Source organism: Microbacterium sp. LWH7-1.2 (genome assembly GCF_038397755.1).
Classification (GTDB): Bacteria; Actinomycetota; Actinomycetes; order Actinomycetales; family Microbacteriaceae; genus Microbacterium.
Map to the genome: position 1 here is coordinate 1,581,284 of NZ_CP151637.1, position 14,836 is coordinate 1,596,119.

The following is a 14,836-nucleotide window of genomic DNA, read 5'->3' on the forward strand; positions in this document are numbered from 1 at the left end:
GAGGGTGCGCATGGACGGTGATGTCGGGTCCTCACCGCGGAGGTCTCGACGCGCCAAGAAGCGCAGGGACGCATCGTCGGATCCCGCGAGCGTGTCGCGGTCGGCGGCATACCGTCCCCTGACCACGCACCGACTGTATGCCCACCTCCACTGCCTTCGCGCCGAGCGCCCGCGATGTGTCCCTGGCACCACGTGCGATCTTCTGACACCATGCACGGCAGCGGGGTTCGCGCGCAACGAGGAGGTTCGCGATGCCCAGAGAGATCATCACCACGCCGGACGCTCCGAGCTCGCCGCTGTACAGTCAGGCTGTGCGCGCCGGCACGCATGTCTACGTCTCCGGCGTCGTGGGCTTCGACGTCGGCACCGGGGCCCTCGCCGGTGACACCATCCAGGAACAGACCCGCCAGGCGCTCGCGAACTGCGAGGCGATCCTGAAGGCGGGCGGGGCGGAACTCGAGGACGTGGTCGAGATCGGCGTCCTCCTCACGAGACCCGAGGACTTCGCCGGGCTCAATGAGGAGTACGCGCGCTGGTTCCCGTCGGCCGCACCCGCGCGGTACGTCGCGAAGCTCGGCGTCGAGCTGCCCGGGATCCTGGTGTCCATACGAATGACCGCCGTCACCGCGTAGCCGAGGTCGCGGCAGCGGTCCGCACCATTCAGCAGGGTCGGGCCGGCTCCGCTGGATGGTCGCAGCGAGGCTGTCAAGCCCGTTCCTCTCCGCCCCGCGCCGGCGCAATCTGGGACCCATCACGTGATGCTCGCCCGCACGAGAGGAGTCGGACATGGTGGATTCCACACCCGAGGAGAAGGACGACACCGGCGGCGAGGCCCTCGTGTTCTGGTCGTGGATCGTGTGCCTCGCTCTCGGCCTCGCCTACATGATCACGATCCCGCTGGTGGGGCGATGAGCATGCGCTCGGTCCGACCGCTCCGTGACAACGCTCTGAGCCTCGCGTTCGGTGCACTGTTCGTGCTCGCCCTCGCCGGCCAGGCGATCGCCGGATTCCTCGAGGGCAACGAGCGGCTGCAGGAGCACGGCCTTGCACCGCTCGGGTTCGGCGCGTACCTCACGTCTTCGGACTTCGTGGTCGACGTCGCCGAGAACTGGCAGTCCGAGTTCCTGCAGTTCACCCTGTTCATCGCCGCGACGATCTGGCTGGTGCAGCGCGGCTCCCCCGAGTCGAAGAAGCCGGGCGATGAGGGGCCAGGCAGCGATGAGGAGCAGCTCGTCGCGGAGCACGCACGAGCGGATTCCCCCGAGTGGGCGCGGGTGCGCGGCATCCGTCTCGCGATCTTCTCGAACTCGCTGCTGCTGGTGATGGGGGGCGTCTTCGTACTCTCGTGGCTGGCGCAGTCGCTCGCGGGCACCGTCGTGATGAACACCGAGAACGCCGAGCACGGCAACCGGCCATCACCTGGGCCGAGTACCTCGTCACTCCGGACTTCTGGAACCGGACGCTTCAGAACTGGCAGTCGGAGTTCCTCGCCGTCGGCGCCATGATCGCGCTGTCGATCTTCCTGCGGCAGCGCGGCTCGAGCGAGTCAAAGCCGGTCGGAGCGCCGCACCACGAGTCATCGGTGGAGAGCGAGTGACGTCGCAGATCCGGGCATGTTGCGGGTCGAGGAGATCCTGTCAAGGGCTGGCTCGCGTCCTCCGAGCAGAGGACCATGAGGAGCGGAGCGGATCGGCGTCCTCCGTTTTGCGACCCCCAGCGCTTCGGCCGCCGACATCTCCCCAGGGAGGCCCCTGATGGGCAAGTTGATCTACGAAGGGACCGTCAAGGTCGATTTCGACGACAGGACCCTGGCGCATCTTCAGCTGGTGATCGGAACCAAGCTGCGGCGGGGCGAGCCGTTCCACTTCACGTGGCGCGACGACGCCAGCATCGGCGACGGACGCACGACGGTGTGGATCCATCCGAGATGCTCGCTGGTGTACAAGTTCTACGGCAGTCGCAAACCGCAGCTGAATCCGGCATGGATCGACGCGCTGGCATACACGGCGAACTCTCCGACGGGGTTGTACCTCGTCCCCGAGCCGGCGATGCCGCACGCCGACGGTGCCGAGGAGCACGACCTCGCCGGCTGACGAGAGCCGGGCCCGAGGTAGACCTCCGCGGGCGACCTGTCAAGGCGCTTCGCGGGCACTGCACGACGGCATTGAGATGGGCCGCGGCGATGGGAGTGGTGATGAAGCGGATCGACATCTACTACGGCGGAGACCACTACAGCATCGGCGGGCGCCGCTTCGAGGACCTGCGCGACGAGATCGAGGCCGGGCTCGCCGGCGGCCCCTACTGGCTCGAGGTCAACGACGGCGAGGGCGAGATGCGCGTCGCCTATCTGCTGCTGATGCCGGGGGTTCCGCTCGCGATCATCCCGATTCCCGACGAGCTGCCGGTGCTGAGTCCCGACGCGATCTGGTCGGGCGGCGGTCCGCCCTTCGTCGGCTGACCGGCGCAACGGATGCTGCGGCCCCGCGTGACGTGGTCGCTCAGGCGTCGCGGTGCGATCTGCGCTCGCCGGCGGGCTCCGCCTCGTCGGGCAGCGTCGAGGTCGGGATGACGACGACGTCCTGCACCTTCCAGTCGAGGGCGGCGACCGCCTCGCGTGCCTCTTCGATCTCGCCGAGGCGCACGTCGTCGTGCGTCGGCACCACGAACACCTCGACGTGGAACACCTGACCCATGTCGCGCATGCGCACGGCGGCCTCGCGCACCCACGGCAGTTCCTCCACGCGGTTCGCGATGCGGGTGATGAGGGGATGGGGCCGGGCGTCGTCTTCCGTGCGGGCCCGCTGGTCGATGAGATCCAGGACGGCCGCGCGCGAGTTGCGCCAGCCGTCCCACACGATCCCTATCGAGATGAAGAGGGCGGCCGCCCCGTCCAGCCACCACAGGCCGACGCCGACCCCGAGCACGCCGACGATCGAGGCTGCCGTGGACGTCCAGTCGGCCTTGGCCATGTCGGCGTCCGCATAGAGCACCTTGTTGTGCAGCTTCGGCGCGAGCTTCGCCTTGGCGTGCCCGTAGAAGAACGGCCCGATGACGGTGATGGTCATCACGGCGACCATGAACCAGCCCAGCCAGATCGTCTGCCCGAACACGACGACCGTGCCGATCGAGGGGTGGTCCGCGCGCACCAGGCCGCTGATCGCCTCGTAGGCGAGGTTGCCGCCGACGGCCAGCAGCGCCACCCCGGCGACCAGATGGCCGACGCCCATGACGCGGTGCAGACCGAAGGGGAACGCCCGCGTCGGCGCTCGCCTGATGAAGATCAGCGCCACGAGGAAGGAGATCTGCGGGATCAGCGACAGCATGTCCTCGATCCACGCGGTCTTCATGGCCTGCGAGCCGCCCACGACCAGCGCGATCAACCCGATCGTGACGATGCTGTAGCCGATGGTGAACCACTCCCAGCGGATCGCGCTGCGCAGCGCCTTCTGCTGCGTCGAGGGGAGGTCGGTGCGGCCCATCGTCTTCACTGCGCCGCCTCCTTGTCGAGGTACCCCTCGATGGCCGCCTGCCACGCGTTCTCGCCGAGGGGCACCAGCAGCACGACGGGGGCGCTCGCACCGGGGATGGTGTCGTAGCCGCGGGTGACCGCGACCCTGGTCGACCACGGGCTCGCGTCGGTCATGCCGCCGATCGCGAGATCGAGGTCTCCCGCCTCGAGCCCGTCCACCAGATCCTCCTCGCTGCCGACCGTCCAGGTGACCTTCGCGTCGATCGACGCGGCGAATTCCTCGACGATGTCGGCGAGCGTGCCCCCGACGTCAGATCCGTCGATCGTCACGAGCTCCCCTGATGCCGACGCGCCGGCGCGCAACTCACCGCCGCGCACGCGATCCAGCGTCCCCTGCGGATCGCTCGGCACGGTGATGCCGCATCCCGCGACGCACAGTGTCAGGACCAGCAGGGGCGCACTCCACGCGCGACGCCACCGGCTCATGCCTCGAGTCTCATCCGACCCGGGGACCGCTCGGGAGCGCCTTGACCCCCTCGCACGTGCCTGCTAGCGCGCCGCTGCTGTCACAGCCGCGGCGAGGGGCGCGGCACGCCCTCGCGCCTCGCCGGGGCTCCGGCTTCGACGAGAGCCCCGACGGTGCCGGCGCAAAAACGATGATCCCCTCGGTGCCGAAGCGCCGGGGGGATCGTCAGTGCGATGTTGGGTTTCTGTGTTCCGGGTCCCTTTCGGGTCCTACGTTTCTGTTTTCTCTTCGCAAGATCGAATGTCCTCCTCACGGACCCCGTCGTCAAGTGTTCCCACGGAACTCGTCTCGATGTGAGGTTGAGGGTGAGGGATGCTGCGCCCCGGCGCAGATCGTCGGGGCGCAGCATCCGTTCGATCACTGTGCGAAGCGCTCCTTCATCGCGTCCATGCTCTTGCCCGCGCCGTGCGACTTGCCGGGCGAGCTGACGGCGTTCACGGTCGACGTGTCGAACGCGAACGTCATGACCGCCGCCGCGACGGCATCGGCGTTCACGTCGAGCGCGAACGTGTTGATGTTGCCCACGAGGTCGTAGTCCTCGCGCAGCGCGTCGTAGAGTGCGACGTCCTGACCCGCGCCGGCGAGGTTGTCACACGGCTGGTGGTAGCACGGGTCGTACGCGGCACCGGGGACACCGCCGTAGAGCGCGGCCTCGGCCACCGTCTTCGGCACCTCCGCACCCGTGAACAGTCCGCCCGCCGGGATGCCCACGGCGATGAAGGGGCCGTAGTCCGATCGTCCCGAGAACTCGCTGTCCTGCGACGGCAGACCGCGGCCGTCATAGAACGCCTCGAAGACGTCCTCGATCTCGGCAGACCCCTCCGGGATGAAGCCCGGTGCCGCCGTGCCGCCGGAGTTGTCACCGTCGTAGATGCCGAACATGTAGTTCGGCGACGCGATCATGTCGAAGTTGAGGTACAGCGCGATGTCCGCCGCCTCCTCGTCCGACAGTTCGGCGACGTAGTGCTCCGAGCCGAGCAGACCCTCCTCCTCGGCACCCCACCACGCGAAGCGCACCGTGTTGTTGGGCTTGGTCTTCTTCATCTGGATGGCCGTCTCGAGCAGCGCAGCGCTCCCCGAGCCGTTGTCGTTGATGCCCGCGCCGTCCTGCACGCTGTCGAGGTGCGCGCCGGCCATGACGGTGTTGTCGTCGTTGCCGGTCGCCGTCTCGGCGAGCACGTTCCAGGCAGGCCGCGGTTCGCTGTCGTAGTCGACTGTGACAGTGACGGTGGCGCCGGGCGTGGACGCGAGGTTCTCGCCGACGGCCGAGGTGACTGCCACGACCGGGATCGTGAGCCCGGTCGCATCGCCGATCATGCGGATCAATCCGGTGCGGTCGGCGACGCCGGGGCTCGCGGGCTGCCCCTCGTTCATGATGATCGCCGCCGACGCCCCGGCCGCCTGCGCGTTGAGCGCCTTGACGGCGAAGCCGCACGTACCCCGCTGGAGCAGGGCGACAGCACCGGCCGGGAACCCGGCGAAGTCGGCCGCCTCGCAGCCGCTCGTGTTGCTGTTCGGCGGAAGCGCGGCCGCGGGGATCACCAGCCCGACCGGGGTGAGAGACCCCGTCGCCGTGCCTTCGGGCGACCCGCTGTCGAACTCGTTGCGCAGGAAGTCCGTGCCGTTGACGAACGTCGTCGGCTGCGGCGTGACCCTGATGAGCTCACTGTTGTCGTCGACGTACGGGAAGGTGAACTCCTGCACCTCCGGCGTGTAGCCGGCCGCAGTGAGCTGCGCGACGACGTAGTCGACGGAGGCCCGGTAGCCGGGCCGGCCGGCCGCCCGGTCGCCGTACTGGTCCGCGATGTCCTGGAACGCCTCGAGGTGTGACATCACCCCCTCGAGCGTCACTGCCTTCTCGATCTTCTTCACCGAGTTGTTGTTCGGCGCCGCGTACGCGGGTCCCGCCAGTGCGACGGTGGACGTCAGGGCGACCGCGGTGGCGATGGCCCAGGCGCGCCTGGTTCTCATGGGCATTGTCAGCCTCTCCGCCGGGGACCCCTCTGTCACCGGCTTCCTGCGGGGATGCTCACACACGCGCGCCGCGCGTTCCAGACCGTGACCCGGGATTTTCATCGAGCTCTCATGATTGCCCGGGAATCCAGTCCGCCCATGCCGGCGACCAGCGCGACGCCGAAGCTCACCGACGGCCAGAGCTTCGTGAGGCCTGGGTCCTGCCGAGGGGTGGCCCAGACGGCGCAGTGCGGAGTCAGACCAAGAAGAGGCCGTCGAGCATGCCCGGGTTGTGCGCGTGGACGAGCACCAGGAACACGACGGCGTCGAAGAGCAGATGCACCGTGACGACATAGGCGAGCGAGCGCGTCTTCATGAAGATGAACCCCTGCAGCAGCGCGAACGGGATGGTGAGCACCGGCCCCCATGCCTGGTAGCCGAGCTCCCACAGGAACGACACGAACACCACCGACTGGAGGACGTTCGCCTGCCAGAAGGCGAAGTGCCGACGCAGCAGCGCGAGGCAGGTGCAGATGAAGAACAGCTCGTCCCAGATGCCGACCGCGCCGACGCCGACGAACAGGCGTGCGATGAGCTCCGGGGTGTCGACGACCGGCCAGTTGAGGTACACGCCCGAGGTGATGAAGTAGAACGGCAGGATCAGCCAGCCGAGCAGCAGCACGGCGATGAGCCACGTCCACTGGAACCGCGTCCACCGCCCGCCGCCGCGCCACGGGAACCGGATCGCGCGGTCCCGGTACAGCCACCGCGAGATCACGTAGGGCACGGCGACCGCACCGCCCAGCGCGAGCGCGAACCGCACGATCGCGAGGTTGTCGAGCTCCGCCTTGAGCGGGATGGCGCTCACGATGAGCAGGCCGACGGCGATGAGCGAGAGGTCGCGCACGAGCGAGGGAGGACGGATGCTGCCGCCCGGCGCCGAGGGCCGGGCGGCAGCATCCGTCCGCTCCGTCAGCAGCGCGACGGCGAGTCCTGCCGCCAGCAGCACCCACCCGAGCCACGGCACCCGCACGACGAAGAACGCCGGGGCGGCGAGGCAGACGAGCAGGGCGGGAGCGAGGCCCCACGACCACGTGCGGACGGCCGGCGCGGGCGGGGCGTCGGGATGTGCGGGCATACGCGGCGGCTCCGGTCGGGTCGGATCGGGTCAGTGGTCGAGCGGGTGGTCGATCTCATCCTTCGACATGCGCGCGACGACGTAGGCGAGCGCGCCGAGGATCAGCGGGATCACGCCGGCCGCGATGAAGATGACCTCGACCGGCACGACCTCTGCGAGGGGTCCGGCGAGCGCCATCGACAGCGGCATGAGGGCCAGCGAGACGAAGAAGTCGAGACTCGAGATCCGGCCGAGCATATGGCGAGGCACCCGGCGCTGGAGCAGCGTGCCCCAGATCACGTTGCCGTAGCTGAAGCCGAAGCCGACGACGAACAGGCACAGCGCCATCAGCCAGTACTGGTGCGTGATGCCGACGATCGCGAAGGGCAGCGTGCTGAGGCCCCACACGCCCATCATGACCGTGAGGTAGCGGCGCGGGAGCTTTATCGACGACACGACGATCGACCCGAGCACGCCGCCGATGCCGTAGATCGCGAGGAGGAACCCGAACAGGCGCGGATCCTCGCCGATGCGGTCGCGCGTGACGAACGGCAGCAGCACTTCCTCGGGGCCGACGAACACGAGCACCCACCCCGTCGCGAAGAGCAGCGTCCACAGCAGCCACGGCGTGCGCACCGTGAATCCCACGGCCTCGCGCAGGTCGTGGAGCACGCCCCGCACCCCCTCCGGGGCATCGTGCTGCTCGCCCGGCGCGGCGGGCGGCTCGGGGCGCACAAACAGCAGCAGCACGAAGGCCAGCGCGTGCGCCGCGACGACCACCCACGCGGCATGCGCCGGCGCGAGCACCGCCGCGACGATCACACCGGCCGTCGCCGGGCCCGCCGCCTGCTGGAGGGCGGGGCGGATCGCCCCCTCGAGCCCGTTCGCCGCGAGCAGCTGAGCGGGCGGCAGGATGCGCGGCAGGATCGCGCTGTACGCGGGGAAGAAAAAGCCCGCACCCGCACCCATCACGAAAGCCACGACCGCGAGGTGCGGGATCGTCACCGCGCCGAACACGCCCGCCACCGCGACCGACGTGATCGCGAGCAGGTTCACGAGCTCGACGAGGCGCAGCAGCAGGCGGCGCGGCACGCGGTCGGCCGCGATGCCGCCAGGGATCGCGCAGACGAGCAACCCCACAGCGTTCGCCGCAGCCACGGCGGAGAGCTCGACCGGCCCGCCACCGGCGCCGATGACGGTGTAGACCATGACGACGGCCCACATGCCCGCGCCGAAGATCGACAGCACGACGGCGCCGAACAGCATCCGGAAGTCGCGGTGGCCGAGGGGCCGGACGAACCGCCACGGGTCACGGCTCGACAGCGGCTCCTCACGAGGCGGAGGCTCGCGCGCGGAGTCGGGCGTCGGTCCCGGGAGCGGGACCGGGCCGGTCACGGGTCCGGTGGGTCCGCTCATGACCTCGCGACGCGGCGATACGACAGATCCCGGATGTCGCGTCCCACGCGCGCGCCCTTGCGCTCGAACGCGGTGAGCACGCGGCCGTCGAAGCGCGGCGCCCACTCCCCCTCGAACGTCGCCTCGAAATCCGGCGCCGCCGACATGACCTCGCGCATCTGCAGCGCGTAGTCCTCCCAGTCGGTCGCGAGCCGCAGCATCCCGCCGTCCTTCAACGCACGTGCCGCGATCGCGCCGAAGCCCTCCGCGACCAGGCGGCGCTTGGTGTGCTTCTTCTTGTGCCACGGGTCGGGGAAGAAGATCCAGAGCTCGTCGACGGATGCCTCGGGCAGCAGGTGCTGCAGCACCTCAGGCGCGTTCGCCTCGACGAGGCGCAGGTTGCGCGCGCCCGCCCGGTCGGCGTCGAGCATGGTGCGGGCGAGTCCGGCCCGGAACACCTCGATCGCGAGGAAGTCCGCGTCAGGGCGCGACGTCGCGGCGTGCACGATCGCGTGGCCCTGGCCCGAGCCGATCTCGACGATGAGCGGCGCTTCGCGCCCCCACACCGCCGCGGGGTCGATCGTCGAGTCCGGCAGGATGCTCGTGGCCGCACGGTCGCGCGGCACCTCGATCACGAAGTGCGGGGCGAGCTCGCTCCACGCGCGCTCCTGCGCGTCGGACATCCTGCCGCTGCGCCGTACGAACGACACCGGCTTCTCACGGAAGGTGCGGGGCTCGGGCGCGGGCGTGGCAGGGTTCGTCACCCCACCAGGCTACCCAGGGCGACCCACGAATCCCGCGAGAGTACAGCTACCGGGGGACGGTGACGAAGTCGATGAGCTCCTCGACGCGGCCGAGGAAGGCGGGCTCGAGGTCGCGATAGGACTTCACCGATGCGAGGATGCGCTGCCACGCCCGGGCGATGTCGGCCTGGTCGCGTGCGGGCCAGCCGAGCGCGCGGCACACGCCGACCTTGAACTCGATGCCGCCCGGCACGTCGGGCCAGCGGTCGATGCCGACGGCGCGGGGCGTGACGCACTGCCACACGTCGATCCACGGGTGGCCGACGATCAGCACGTGCCTGCCGTGGCGGCCGCGCGCGATCGCGTCGGCGATGCGCGACTCCTTCGAGCCGGGCACGAGATGGTCCACGAGCACGCCGTAGCGGCGCTCGGCCGACGGCGGCTCCTCGTCGAGCGCGGCGTCGAGCAGGTCGATGCCCTGCAGGTATTCGACGACGACGCCCTCCTCGCGGAGGTCGTCGCCCCACACCCTCTCGACGAGCTCGGCATCGTGCCGGCCCTCGACGAGGATGCGGCTGGCCCGCGCGACGCGCGCACGCGACTCCGCCGCCGCGAACGAACCCGAGGCGGTGCGCTTCGGGCCGGTCGGGGCGGCGGCGGGCGCGGGCGGCCCGAGCACGACGTCCTTGCCGTCGATGAGGAACCCGGCGCCCAGCGGGAACAGCCGGCGGCGGCCGCGGCGGTCCTCGAGCTCCACCATGCCGCCGGACGCACCGACGACGGCGCCGCAGAAGCCGTCGTCCGCCACCTCGACGACGAGATCACGGGATGCTGCCACCCGCGGCAGCTCCCGCACCCCGTGGCCCTTCCAGCCCGTGGCCAGCACATCGGCGCCGTAGCGATCGTCCATGGTCCTCCTCCGGATCGGCCAGGCTACCTGCCCGCCCGCGCCCGGCCGGGGAGCGACCCGCGCCCGGCCGGGGAGCCGTCCGCGTCCGGCCGGTGCGCGACCCGCGCCCACGCGGGGCGGCCACGCGGGGCGGCGCCCACGCAGGCCGCGCCCGGCGCAGCACGCCGGGAGCGCAGCATCCGTCCCTCCGCTCACTGATCCGGAATTCGGACAGTCGCCGCGTTTCCGGGCCATCGCGGGTGCGCGGGTCCGGAAAGCGTCAGAAAATCCGAATTCCGGATCCGCGAAATGGCGGCTGCAGATGCCTCCGGATACGTTCTCGGCGAACACACATGAGGCGTCGGGGCCGTGGGCTATCGTCGTATCCCCGCGGCTGAATAGACTCGCGGGAGGGGGAACCCGAGTCCCAGAGGGGGGATCGATGCGACTGCGATGGGCTGCAGCGCTGGCGTCCGCTGCGGTGGTCGCGGTCACGGCGATCGGCGCCGGAGCAGCGCTCGCGACTCCCCCGGTCACGCTCGGCTCGGGCTACGTGCTCGACGACGCCGACGTGCTGTCGCCGGGCGAGGAGTCCGAGGCGCAGAGCCGCCTCGAGCAGCTCAAGACCGACACCGGGCTCGACCTGTGGGCCGTGTACGTCGACCAGTTCTCCGATCCGTCGGCCGCCGCGGACTGGGCGAACCAGACCGCCGACGACAACGGGCTGGGTCCGACGCAGTACCTCCTCGCGATTTCGACCGAGGGCCGCCAGTACTACCTGTCGGCCGACTCGTCGGGGCCGCTGAGCGAGGACCAGGTCGCCGCGATCGAGCAGCAGCAGATCCAGCCCGCCCTCCGGCAGGACGACTGGCTCGGCGCCGTGGATGCGGCGGCCGACGGAATGACCGAGGCCGTCGGTGGAAGCGGCGCCCCGGGCACGGACTCGGGCGGCAGCGGATGGTTCACGTGGCTGCTCGTCGTCGTCGTGGTCGGCGTCGGCATCGTTCTGCTCGTGATGTTCCTGCGCCGCCGCAAGAAGGGCGCCGTGACCGCCGGCCCCGCGGGTCCGCCTCAGCCGAGCATCGAAGACCTCGAGAGACGCGCGTCGTCGATGCTCGTCGAGACCGACGACGCCATCAAGACCAGCGCGCAGGAGCTGGGCTTCGCGAAGGCTCAGTTCGGGGATGCCGCGACCACCGAGTTCGAGGCCGCGCTCGTGACCGCGCAGCGGAGCCTCGACGAGGCGTTCGGACTCAAGCAGAAGCTCGAGGACCACATCCCCGATTCCGAGCAGGACGCGCGCGCCTGGAACGAGCGGATCATCGCCCTCTGCGAGGCCTCCAACGCACTCCTCGACGAGAAGGCCGCGGCGTTCGACGAGCTGCGCAAGCTCGAGCAGAACGCCCCAGAGGCGCTCGCGCGCGTGCACGACGCGAAGGCGAAGGCGGCGGCATCCCTCGACCAGGCGGCGTCCCGGTTGCGGAGTCTGCAGACGGCGTACGCACCCGAGGCGCTGGCGACCGTCGTCGACAACCCCGAGCAGGCGCGGCAGCGCCTCGCGTTCGCCGACGAGCAGCTCGCCGCCGCGCAGGTGGCGGTCGGCGCGGGCGACGGCGGCGAGGCCGCCGTCGGCATCCGGGCCGCCGAAGAGGCCGTCGGCCAGGCGACGCTGCTCGAGGACGCCATCGACAAGCTCGCGACGGACCTCGCCGAGGGTGAGCGCAACGCCGTGGCCCTCGTGGCCGAACTCGAGTCCGACATCGCGGCGGCCTCGGCCCTGCCCGACGCCGACGGACGGATCGCAGGCGTCATCGCGTCGACGAGGCAGCAGCTCGACGCCGCCCGCGCCCAGCTCACCGGTGCCGCCAAGCGCCCGCTCGCGGCCTTGCAGAGCCTCGAAGCGGCGAACACGCAGATCGACGCGCTCGTGCAGGGCGTGCGGGATGCCGAGGTCCAGGCCCAGCGCGCACGTCAGATGGTCGGTCAGGTCATGATGCAGGCGCAGGCTCAGGTGTCGGCCGCCGAAGACTACATCACTGCGCGGCGCGGCGCGGTCGGCGCCCAGGCGCGGACGCGTCTCGCCGAAGCCGGCGCCTCACTCGCCCGTGCGCAGGCGCTGCAGGCGAGCGACCCGCAGCAGGCGATGCAGCAGGCGCAGCGCGCCGATCAGCTCGCGGGGCAGGCGATCCAGCTCGCGCAGAACGACGTGGGCGCGTTCGACGGCGGCATGGGCGGCATGTTCGGCGGCGGCCAGCAGGGCGGGCAGTCCGGCGGCGGCATGCTCGGCGCCGTCCTCGGCGGCATCGTGCTCAACTCCGTGCTGGGCGGGGGTCGCTCCTCAGGCGGCATGGGCGGCGGCATGGGCGGCGGCCTCGGCGGCATGCTGGGCGGCGGCGGGCGCTCGTCGGGCGGCATGCGACCCGGTAGCTTCGGAGGCGGCGGCACGCGCGCCCGCCGAGGAGGTGGCCGCTTCTGACCCGAAACCGCGCAGCCGCCCGCGCGCAGCGGGCCGCGGCATCCGTCTCCAGACCAGACTCACCGACCCCGAACTGAAGTCCGACAGGAAGGAAATCCGATGGCGAAGCAGTCCATCTTCGGTCGCATCTCGACCCTCATGAAGGCGAACATCAACGCACTCCTCGACTCTGCCGAGGACCCGCAGAAGATGCTCGACCAACTCGTGCGCGACTACACGAACTCGATCGCCGACGCCGAGTCGGCGATCGCGGAGACCATCGGCAACCTGCGCCTGCTCGAGCGCGACCACCAGGAGGACGTGCAGGCGGCCGCCGAATGGGGCAACAAGGCCCTCGCCGCCAGCCGCAAGGCCGACGAGCTGCGCAAGACCGGCAACACCACCGATGCCGACAAGTTCGACAACCTCGCCAAGATCGCGCTGCAGCGCCAGATCAGCGAGGAGAACGAGGCGAAGGCGATCGCGCCGACCATCGCGACGCAGAACGAGGTCGTCGACAAGCTCAAGGACGGCCTCAACGGCATGAAGCAGAAGCTCGAGCAGCTTCGCTCCAAGCGCGCCGAGCTGCTCGCGCGCGCCAAGACCGCCGAGGCTCAGAACAAGGTGCACGACGCCGTCAAGTCGATCGACGTGCTCGACCCGACGAGCGAGCTCGGCCGGTTCGAAGACAAGGTGCGCCGCCAGGAGGCCCTCGCCGCCGGCAAGCAGGAGCTCGCCGCGTCGAGCCTGGACCAGCAGTTCAACGCCCTCGAGGACGTCGGGGAGCTGACCGAGGTCGAGGCCCGTCTGGCCGCGCTCAAGTCGGGCGCGCCGGTGCAGGCCGCGATCGAGAACTGAGCCCACCGCTCGCCGAGGGGCGCCGGGTCCGCGCGGATCCGGCGCCCCTTGCGTATGCCGCCAGCGAACGACGAGCGGGACGGATGCCGCAGCCCGCGGTCTGCGCGAAGATGAAGGGATGACGCGTTACCTCGTGGTCCCCCAGTGGCAGGGAAGCCCGTCCTCCCGCGCGATGCAGCTCATCGACGGCGCCCAGGCGATCGCGGGAGACCTCCCTCGGGCCTCCACCACCGTGCTCGATGTCCCCATGGAGGCGGGCGAGTCGCTGGGCACGGGTATCCATCGCCTCAGCGCCCTGCAGCGCGTGCGCGGGATGGTCGCACAGGCGCTGGACGCCCACGACGCCGCCGCGCCCGACGAGCCCGTGCTCACGATCGGCGGCGACTGCGGCATCGCACTCGCCCCCATCGCGCACGCCGCCCGCCGCTCTCCCGGGCTCGCGGTGGTCTGGATCGATGCGCACCCCGACCTCAACTCGCCGGACTCGTCGCCATCGGGCGCCTTCGCGGGCATGGCGCTGCGCGCCGTGATCGGCGACGGCGACCCCGGTCTGGCCCTGCCCGCAGGCACGATCGCTGCCGAGCGAGTCGTCGTCGGAGGGGCGCGTTCGTTCGACGACCCCGAGCTCGAGCTCGTGTCGGAGCGCGGCATCGCGGCCCTCACGGTGGAGGCGCTGCGCGATGGCGACGCCCTTGCCGACGCGGTCCTGGCGACCGGTGCGGACGCCGTGTACGTCCACATCGACATCGACGCGCTCGACCCCGCCGAGATCGCCGGCAACGCCCAGCCCGAGCCGTTCGGGGTCACCGTGGCCGAGCTGACCGTCGCGGTCGCGCGGCTGCGCGAGCGCGTGCCGCTGGTCGGGGCATCCCTCGCCGGCTACTCCCCTGCGTCGGTCGCCGCAGCCACCGACGATCTGGGCGCGATCCTGCGCGTGATCGGGGCGCTGGCGTGAGTCCCATCCCCACGCCGCCCGCGGGGTGGCGCGCCGCCGCCGAGCGCGCCGTCATCCGGGGGCGGCGCATCGACGACGCCCTCCCCTCGTTCCTGCTGGACTCGCCCATCAGCCGCGTCGGGTACTGGTACGGCTGCGCGGTGGGGTGGGTCTGGGGAACGCTCTGGAGCACCGGACCCGTCCAGCAGCGCGAGGGCCTGTGGGTGTTCCGCGGGATGCCGCGCTGGACGTTCCCGCGCGGCGGGTCGTGCGTGGGCGGATGCTTCCTCACCGGCGACGGCCGCATCACCGACGCGCTGCTGCGGCACGAGGCGGTGCACAAGCGCCAGTGGCAGCGCTACGGGCTGCTCATGCCCGTGCTGTACCTGCTGGCCGGACGCAACCCGCTGCGCAACCGGTTCGAGATCGAGGCCGGCCTGGAAGACGGCAACTACGTTCCCCGCGGCGCGGCATGACCGGATGTCCCGGGGACTCAG

At 70.9% G+C, this 14,836-nt stretch carries 15 protein-coding genes and 1 pseudogene; 9 read left to right on the forward strand and 7 right to left on the reverse strand.

Features of this window, described 5'->3' with window-relative positions:
• Positions 1 to 251: 251 nt before the first annotated feature.
• The 5 genes from MRBLWH7_RS07530 to MRBLWH7_RS07550 all read left to right on the forward strand — a co-directional run bounded on the left by MRBLWH7_RS07530 (position 252) and on the right by MRBLWH7_RS07550 (position 2,458).
• Entirely contained in the window at positions 252 to 632 is a 381-nt protein-coding gene (locus MRBLWH7_RS07530; protein WP_342000727.1) for a RidA family protein, read from the forward strand.
• A 154-nt stretch (positions 633 to 786) separates the two neighbouring features.
• Complete coding sequence (locus tag MRBLWH7_RS07535) at positions 787 to 912, forward strand: hypothetical protein (RefSeq protein ID WP_342000729.1); 126 nt, start codon at positions 787 to 789, stop codon at positions 910 to 912.
• Between the two features lie 2 nt (positions 913 to 914).
• Positions 915 to 1,505, forward strand: a complete 591-nt coding sequence (locus MRBLWH7_RS07540; RefSeq protein WP_342000731.1) for a DUF6766 family protein — start codon at positions 915 to 917, stop codon at positions 1,503 to 1,505.
• Positions 1,506 to 1,754: 249 nt separating this feature from the next.
• Entirely contained in the window at positions 1,755 to 2,093 is a 339-nt protein-coding gene (locus tag MRBLWH7_RS07545) for an ATP-dependent DNA ligase (protein ID WP_342000733.1), read from the forward strand.
• A gap of 101 nt (positions 2,094 to 2,194) precedes the next feature.
• On the forward strand, positions 2,195 to 2,458 hold the full coding sequence (locus tag MRBLWH7_RS07550; RefSeq protein WP_342000735.1) for a hypothetical protein: 264 nt from the start codon (positions 2,195 to 2,197) through the stop codon (positions 2,456 to 2,458).
• 40 nt (positions 2,459 to 2,498) lie between these two features.
• Here MRBLWH7_RS07550 and MRBLWH7_RS07555 read toward each other — a convergent pair whose 3' ends face one another.
• From MRBLWH7_RS07555 to MRBLWH7_RS07585, 7 genes are all read right to left on the reverse strand, one after another.
• Positions 2,499 to 3,479 carry a cation transporter gene (locus MRBLWH7_RS07555; RefSeq protein WP_342001965.1) on the reverse strand — a complete coding sequence of 327 codons (981 nt, stop codon included), beginning with the start codon at positions 3,477 to 3,479 and terminating at the stop codon, positions 2,499 to 2,501.
• Positions 3,480 to 3,484: 5 nt separating this feature from the next.
• Positions 3,485 to 3,955, reverse strand: a complete 471-nt coding sequence (locus tag MRBLWH7_RS07560; protein ID WP_342000736.1) for a hypothetical protein — start codon at positions 3,953 to 3,955, stop codon at positions 3,485 to 3,487.
• Positions 3,956 to 4,352: 397 nt separating this feature from the next.
• Entirely contained in the window at positions 4,353 to 5,966 is a 1,614-nt protein-coding gene (locus tag MRBLWH7_RS07565) for a M20/M25/M40 family metallo-hydrolase (RefSeq protein WP_342000738.1), read from the reverse strand.
• 238 nt (positions 5,967 to 6,204) lie between these two features.
• On the reverse strand, positions 6,205 to 7,086 hold the full coding sequence (locus MRBLWH7_RS07570; protein WP_342000740.1) for a CPBP family intramembrane glutamic endopeptidase: 882 nt from the start codon (positions 7,084 to 7,086) through the stop codon (positions 6,205 to 6,207).
• A gap of 30 nt (positions 7,087 to 7,116) precedes the next feature.
• Complete coding sequence (locus tag MRBLWH7_RS07575) at positions 7,117 to 8,481, reverse strand: MFS transporter (RefSeq protein WP_342000742.1); 1,365 nt, start codon at positions 8,479 to 8,481, stop codon at positions 7,117 to 7,119.
• Positions 8,478 to 9,224: a tRNA (guanosine(46)-N7)-methyltransferase TrmB gene (gene trmB, locus MRBLWH7_RS07580; RefSeq protein ID WP_342000744.1), complete on the reverse strand. Its 747-nt coding sequence runs from the start codon at positions 9,222 to 9,224 to the stop codon at positions 8,478 to 8,480. The genes MRBLWH7_RS07575 and trmB overlap by 4 nt, the downstream gene beginning before the upstream one ends.
• 46 nt (positions 9,225 to 9,270) lie before the next feature.
• The gene (locus MRBLWH7_RS07585) at positions 9,271 to 10,113 is read right to left on the reverse strand and encodes a DUF3097 family protein (protein ID WP_342000746.1); all 843 of its coding nucleotides are present in this window, start codon (positions 10,111 to 10,113) and stop codon (positions 9,271 to 9,273) included.
• A 421-nt stretch (positions 10,114 to 10,534) separates the two neighbouring features.
• Between MRBLWH7_RS07585 and MRBLWH7_RS07590 the strand changes: the two genes are divergently transcribed.
• From MRBLWH7_RS07590 to MRBLWH7_RS07605, 4 genes and pseudogenes are all read left to right on the forward strand, one after another.
• Positions 10,535 to 12,568 (forward strand): TPM domain-containing protein, encoded by a 2,034-nt coding sequence (locus MRBLWH7_RS07590; RefSeq protein WP_342000748.1) that lies wholly within the window; start codon positions 10,535 to 10,537, stop codon positions 12,566 to 12,568.
• 99 nt (positions 12,569 to 12,667) lie between these two features.
• Positions 12,668 to 13,405, forward strand: a complete 738-nt coding sequence (locus MRBLWH7_RS07595) for a PspA/IM30 family protein (protein ID WP_342000750.1) — start codon at positions 12,668 to 12,670, stop codon at positions 13,403 to 13,405.
• Positions 13,406 to 13,457: 52 nt separating this feature from the next.
• Positions 13,458 to 14,360: pseudogene (locus MRBLWH7_RS07600) on the forward strand (arginase family protein); the annotation flags it as partial.
• On the forward strand, positions 14,357 to 14,815 hold the full coding sequence (locus MRBLWH7_RS07605; RefSeq protein WP_342000752.1) for a Fe-S oxidoreductase: 459 nt from the start codon (positions 14,357 to 14,359) through the stop codon (positions 14,813 to 14,815). The pseudogene MRBLWH7_RS07600 and the gene MRBLWH7_RS07605, both read left to right, overlap by 4 nt.
• The last annotated feature ends 21 nt before the right edge of the window (positions 14,816 to 14,836 follow it).

Bases quoted from the DNA above. Each gene is read 5' to 3' on its own strand.
- MRBLWH7_RS07530 (WP_342000727.1), top strand. From the start codon at position 252: ATGCCCAGAGAGATCATCACCACGCCGGACGCTCCGAGCTCGCCGCTG.
- MRBLWH7_RS07585 (WP_342000746.1), bottom strand. From the start codon at position 10,113: ATGGACGATCGCTACGGCGCCGATGTGCTGGCCACGGGCTGGAAGGGC.
- MRBLWH7_RS07590 (WP_342000748.1), top strand. From the start codon at position 10,535: ATGCGACTGCGATGGGCTGCAGCGCTGGCGTCCGCTGCGGTGGTCGCG.
- MRBLWH7_RS07575 (WP_342000742.1), bottom strand. From the start codon at position 8,481: ATGAGCGGACCCACCGGACCCGTGACCGGCCCGGTCCCGCTCCCGGGA.
- MRBLWH7_RS07565 (WP_342000738.1), bottom strand. From the start codon at position 5,966: ATGAGAACCAGGCGCGCCTGGGCCATCGCCACCGCGGTCGCCCTGACG.
- MRBLWH7_RS07540 (WP_342000731.1), top strand. From the start codon at position 915: ATGCGCTCGGTCCGACCGCTCCGTGACAACGCTCTGAGCCTCGCGTTC.
- MRBLWH7_RS07545 (WP_342000733.1), top strand. From the start codon at position 1,755: ATGGGCAAGTTGATCTACGAAGGGACCGTCAAGGTCGATTTCGACGAC.
- MRBLWH7_RS07595 (WP_342000750.1), top strand. From the start codon at position 12,668: ATGGCGAAGCAGTCCATCTTCGGTCGCATCTCGACCCTCATGAAGGCG.
- MRBLWH7_RS07550 (WP_342000735.1), top strand. From the start codon at position 2,195: ATGAAGCGGATCGACATCTACTACGGCGGAGACCACTACAGCATCGGC.
- MRBLWH7_RS07555 (WP_342001965.1), bottom strand. From the start codon at position 3,479: ATGGGCCGCACCGACCTCCCCTCGACGCAGCAGAAGGCGCTGCGCAGC.
- MRBLWH7_RS07560 (WP_342000736.1), bottom strand. From the start codon at position 3,955: ATGAGCCGGTGGCGTCGCGCGTGGAGTGCGCCCCTGCTGGTCCTGACA.
- MRBLWH7_RS07570 (WP_342000740.1), bottom strand. From the start codon at position 7,086: ATGCCCGCACATCCCGACGCCCCGCCCGCGCCGGCCGTCCGCACGTGG.
- MRBLWH7_RS07535 (WP_342000729.1), top strand. From the start codon at position 787: ATGGTGGATTCCACACCCGAGGAGAAGGACGACACCGGCGGCGAGGCC.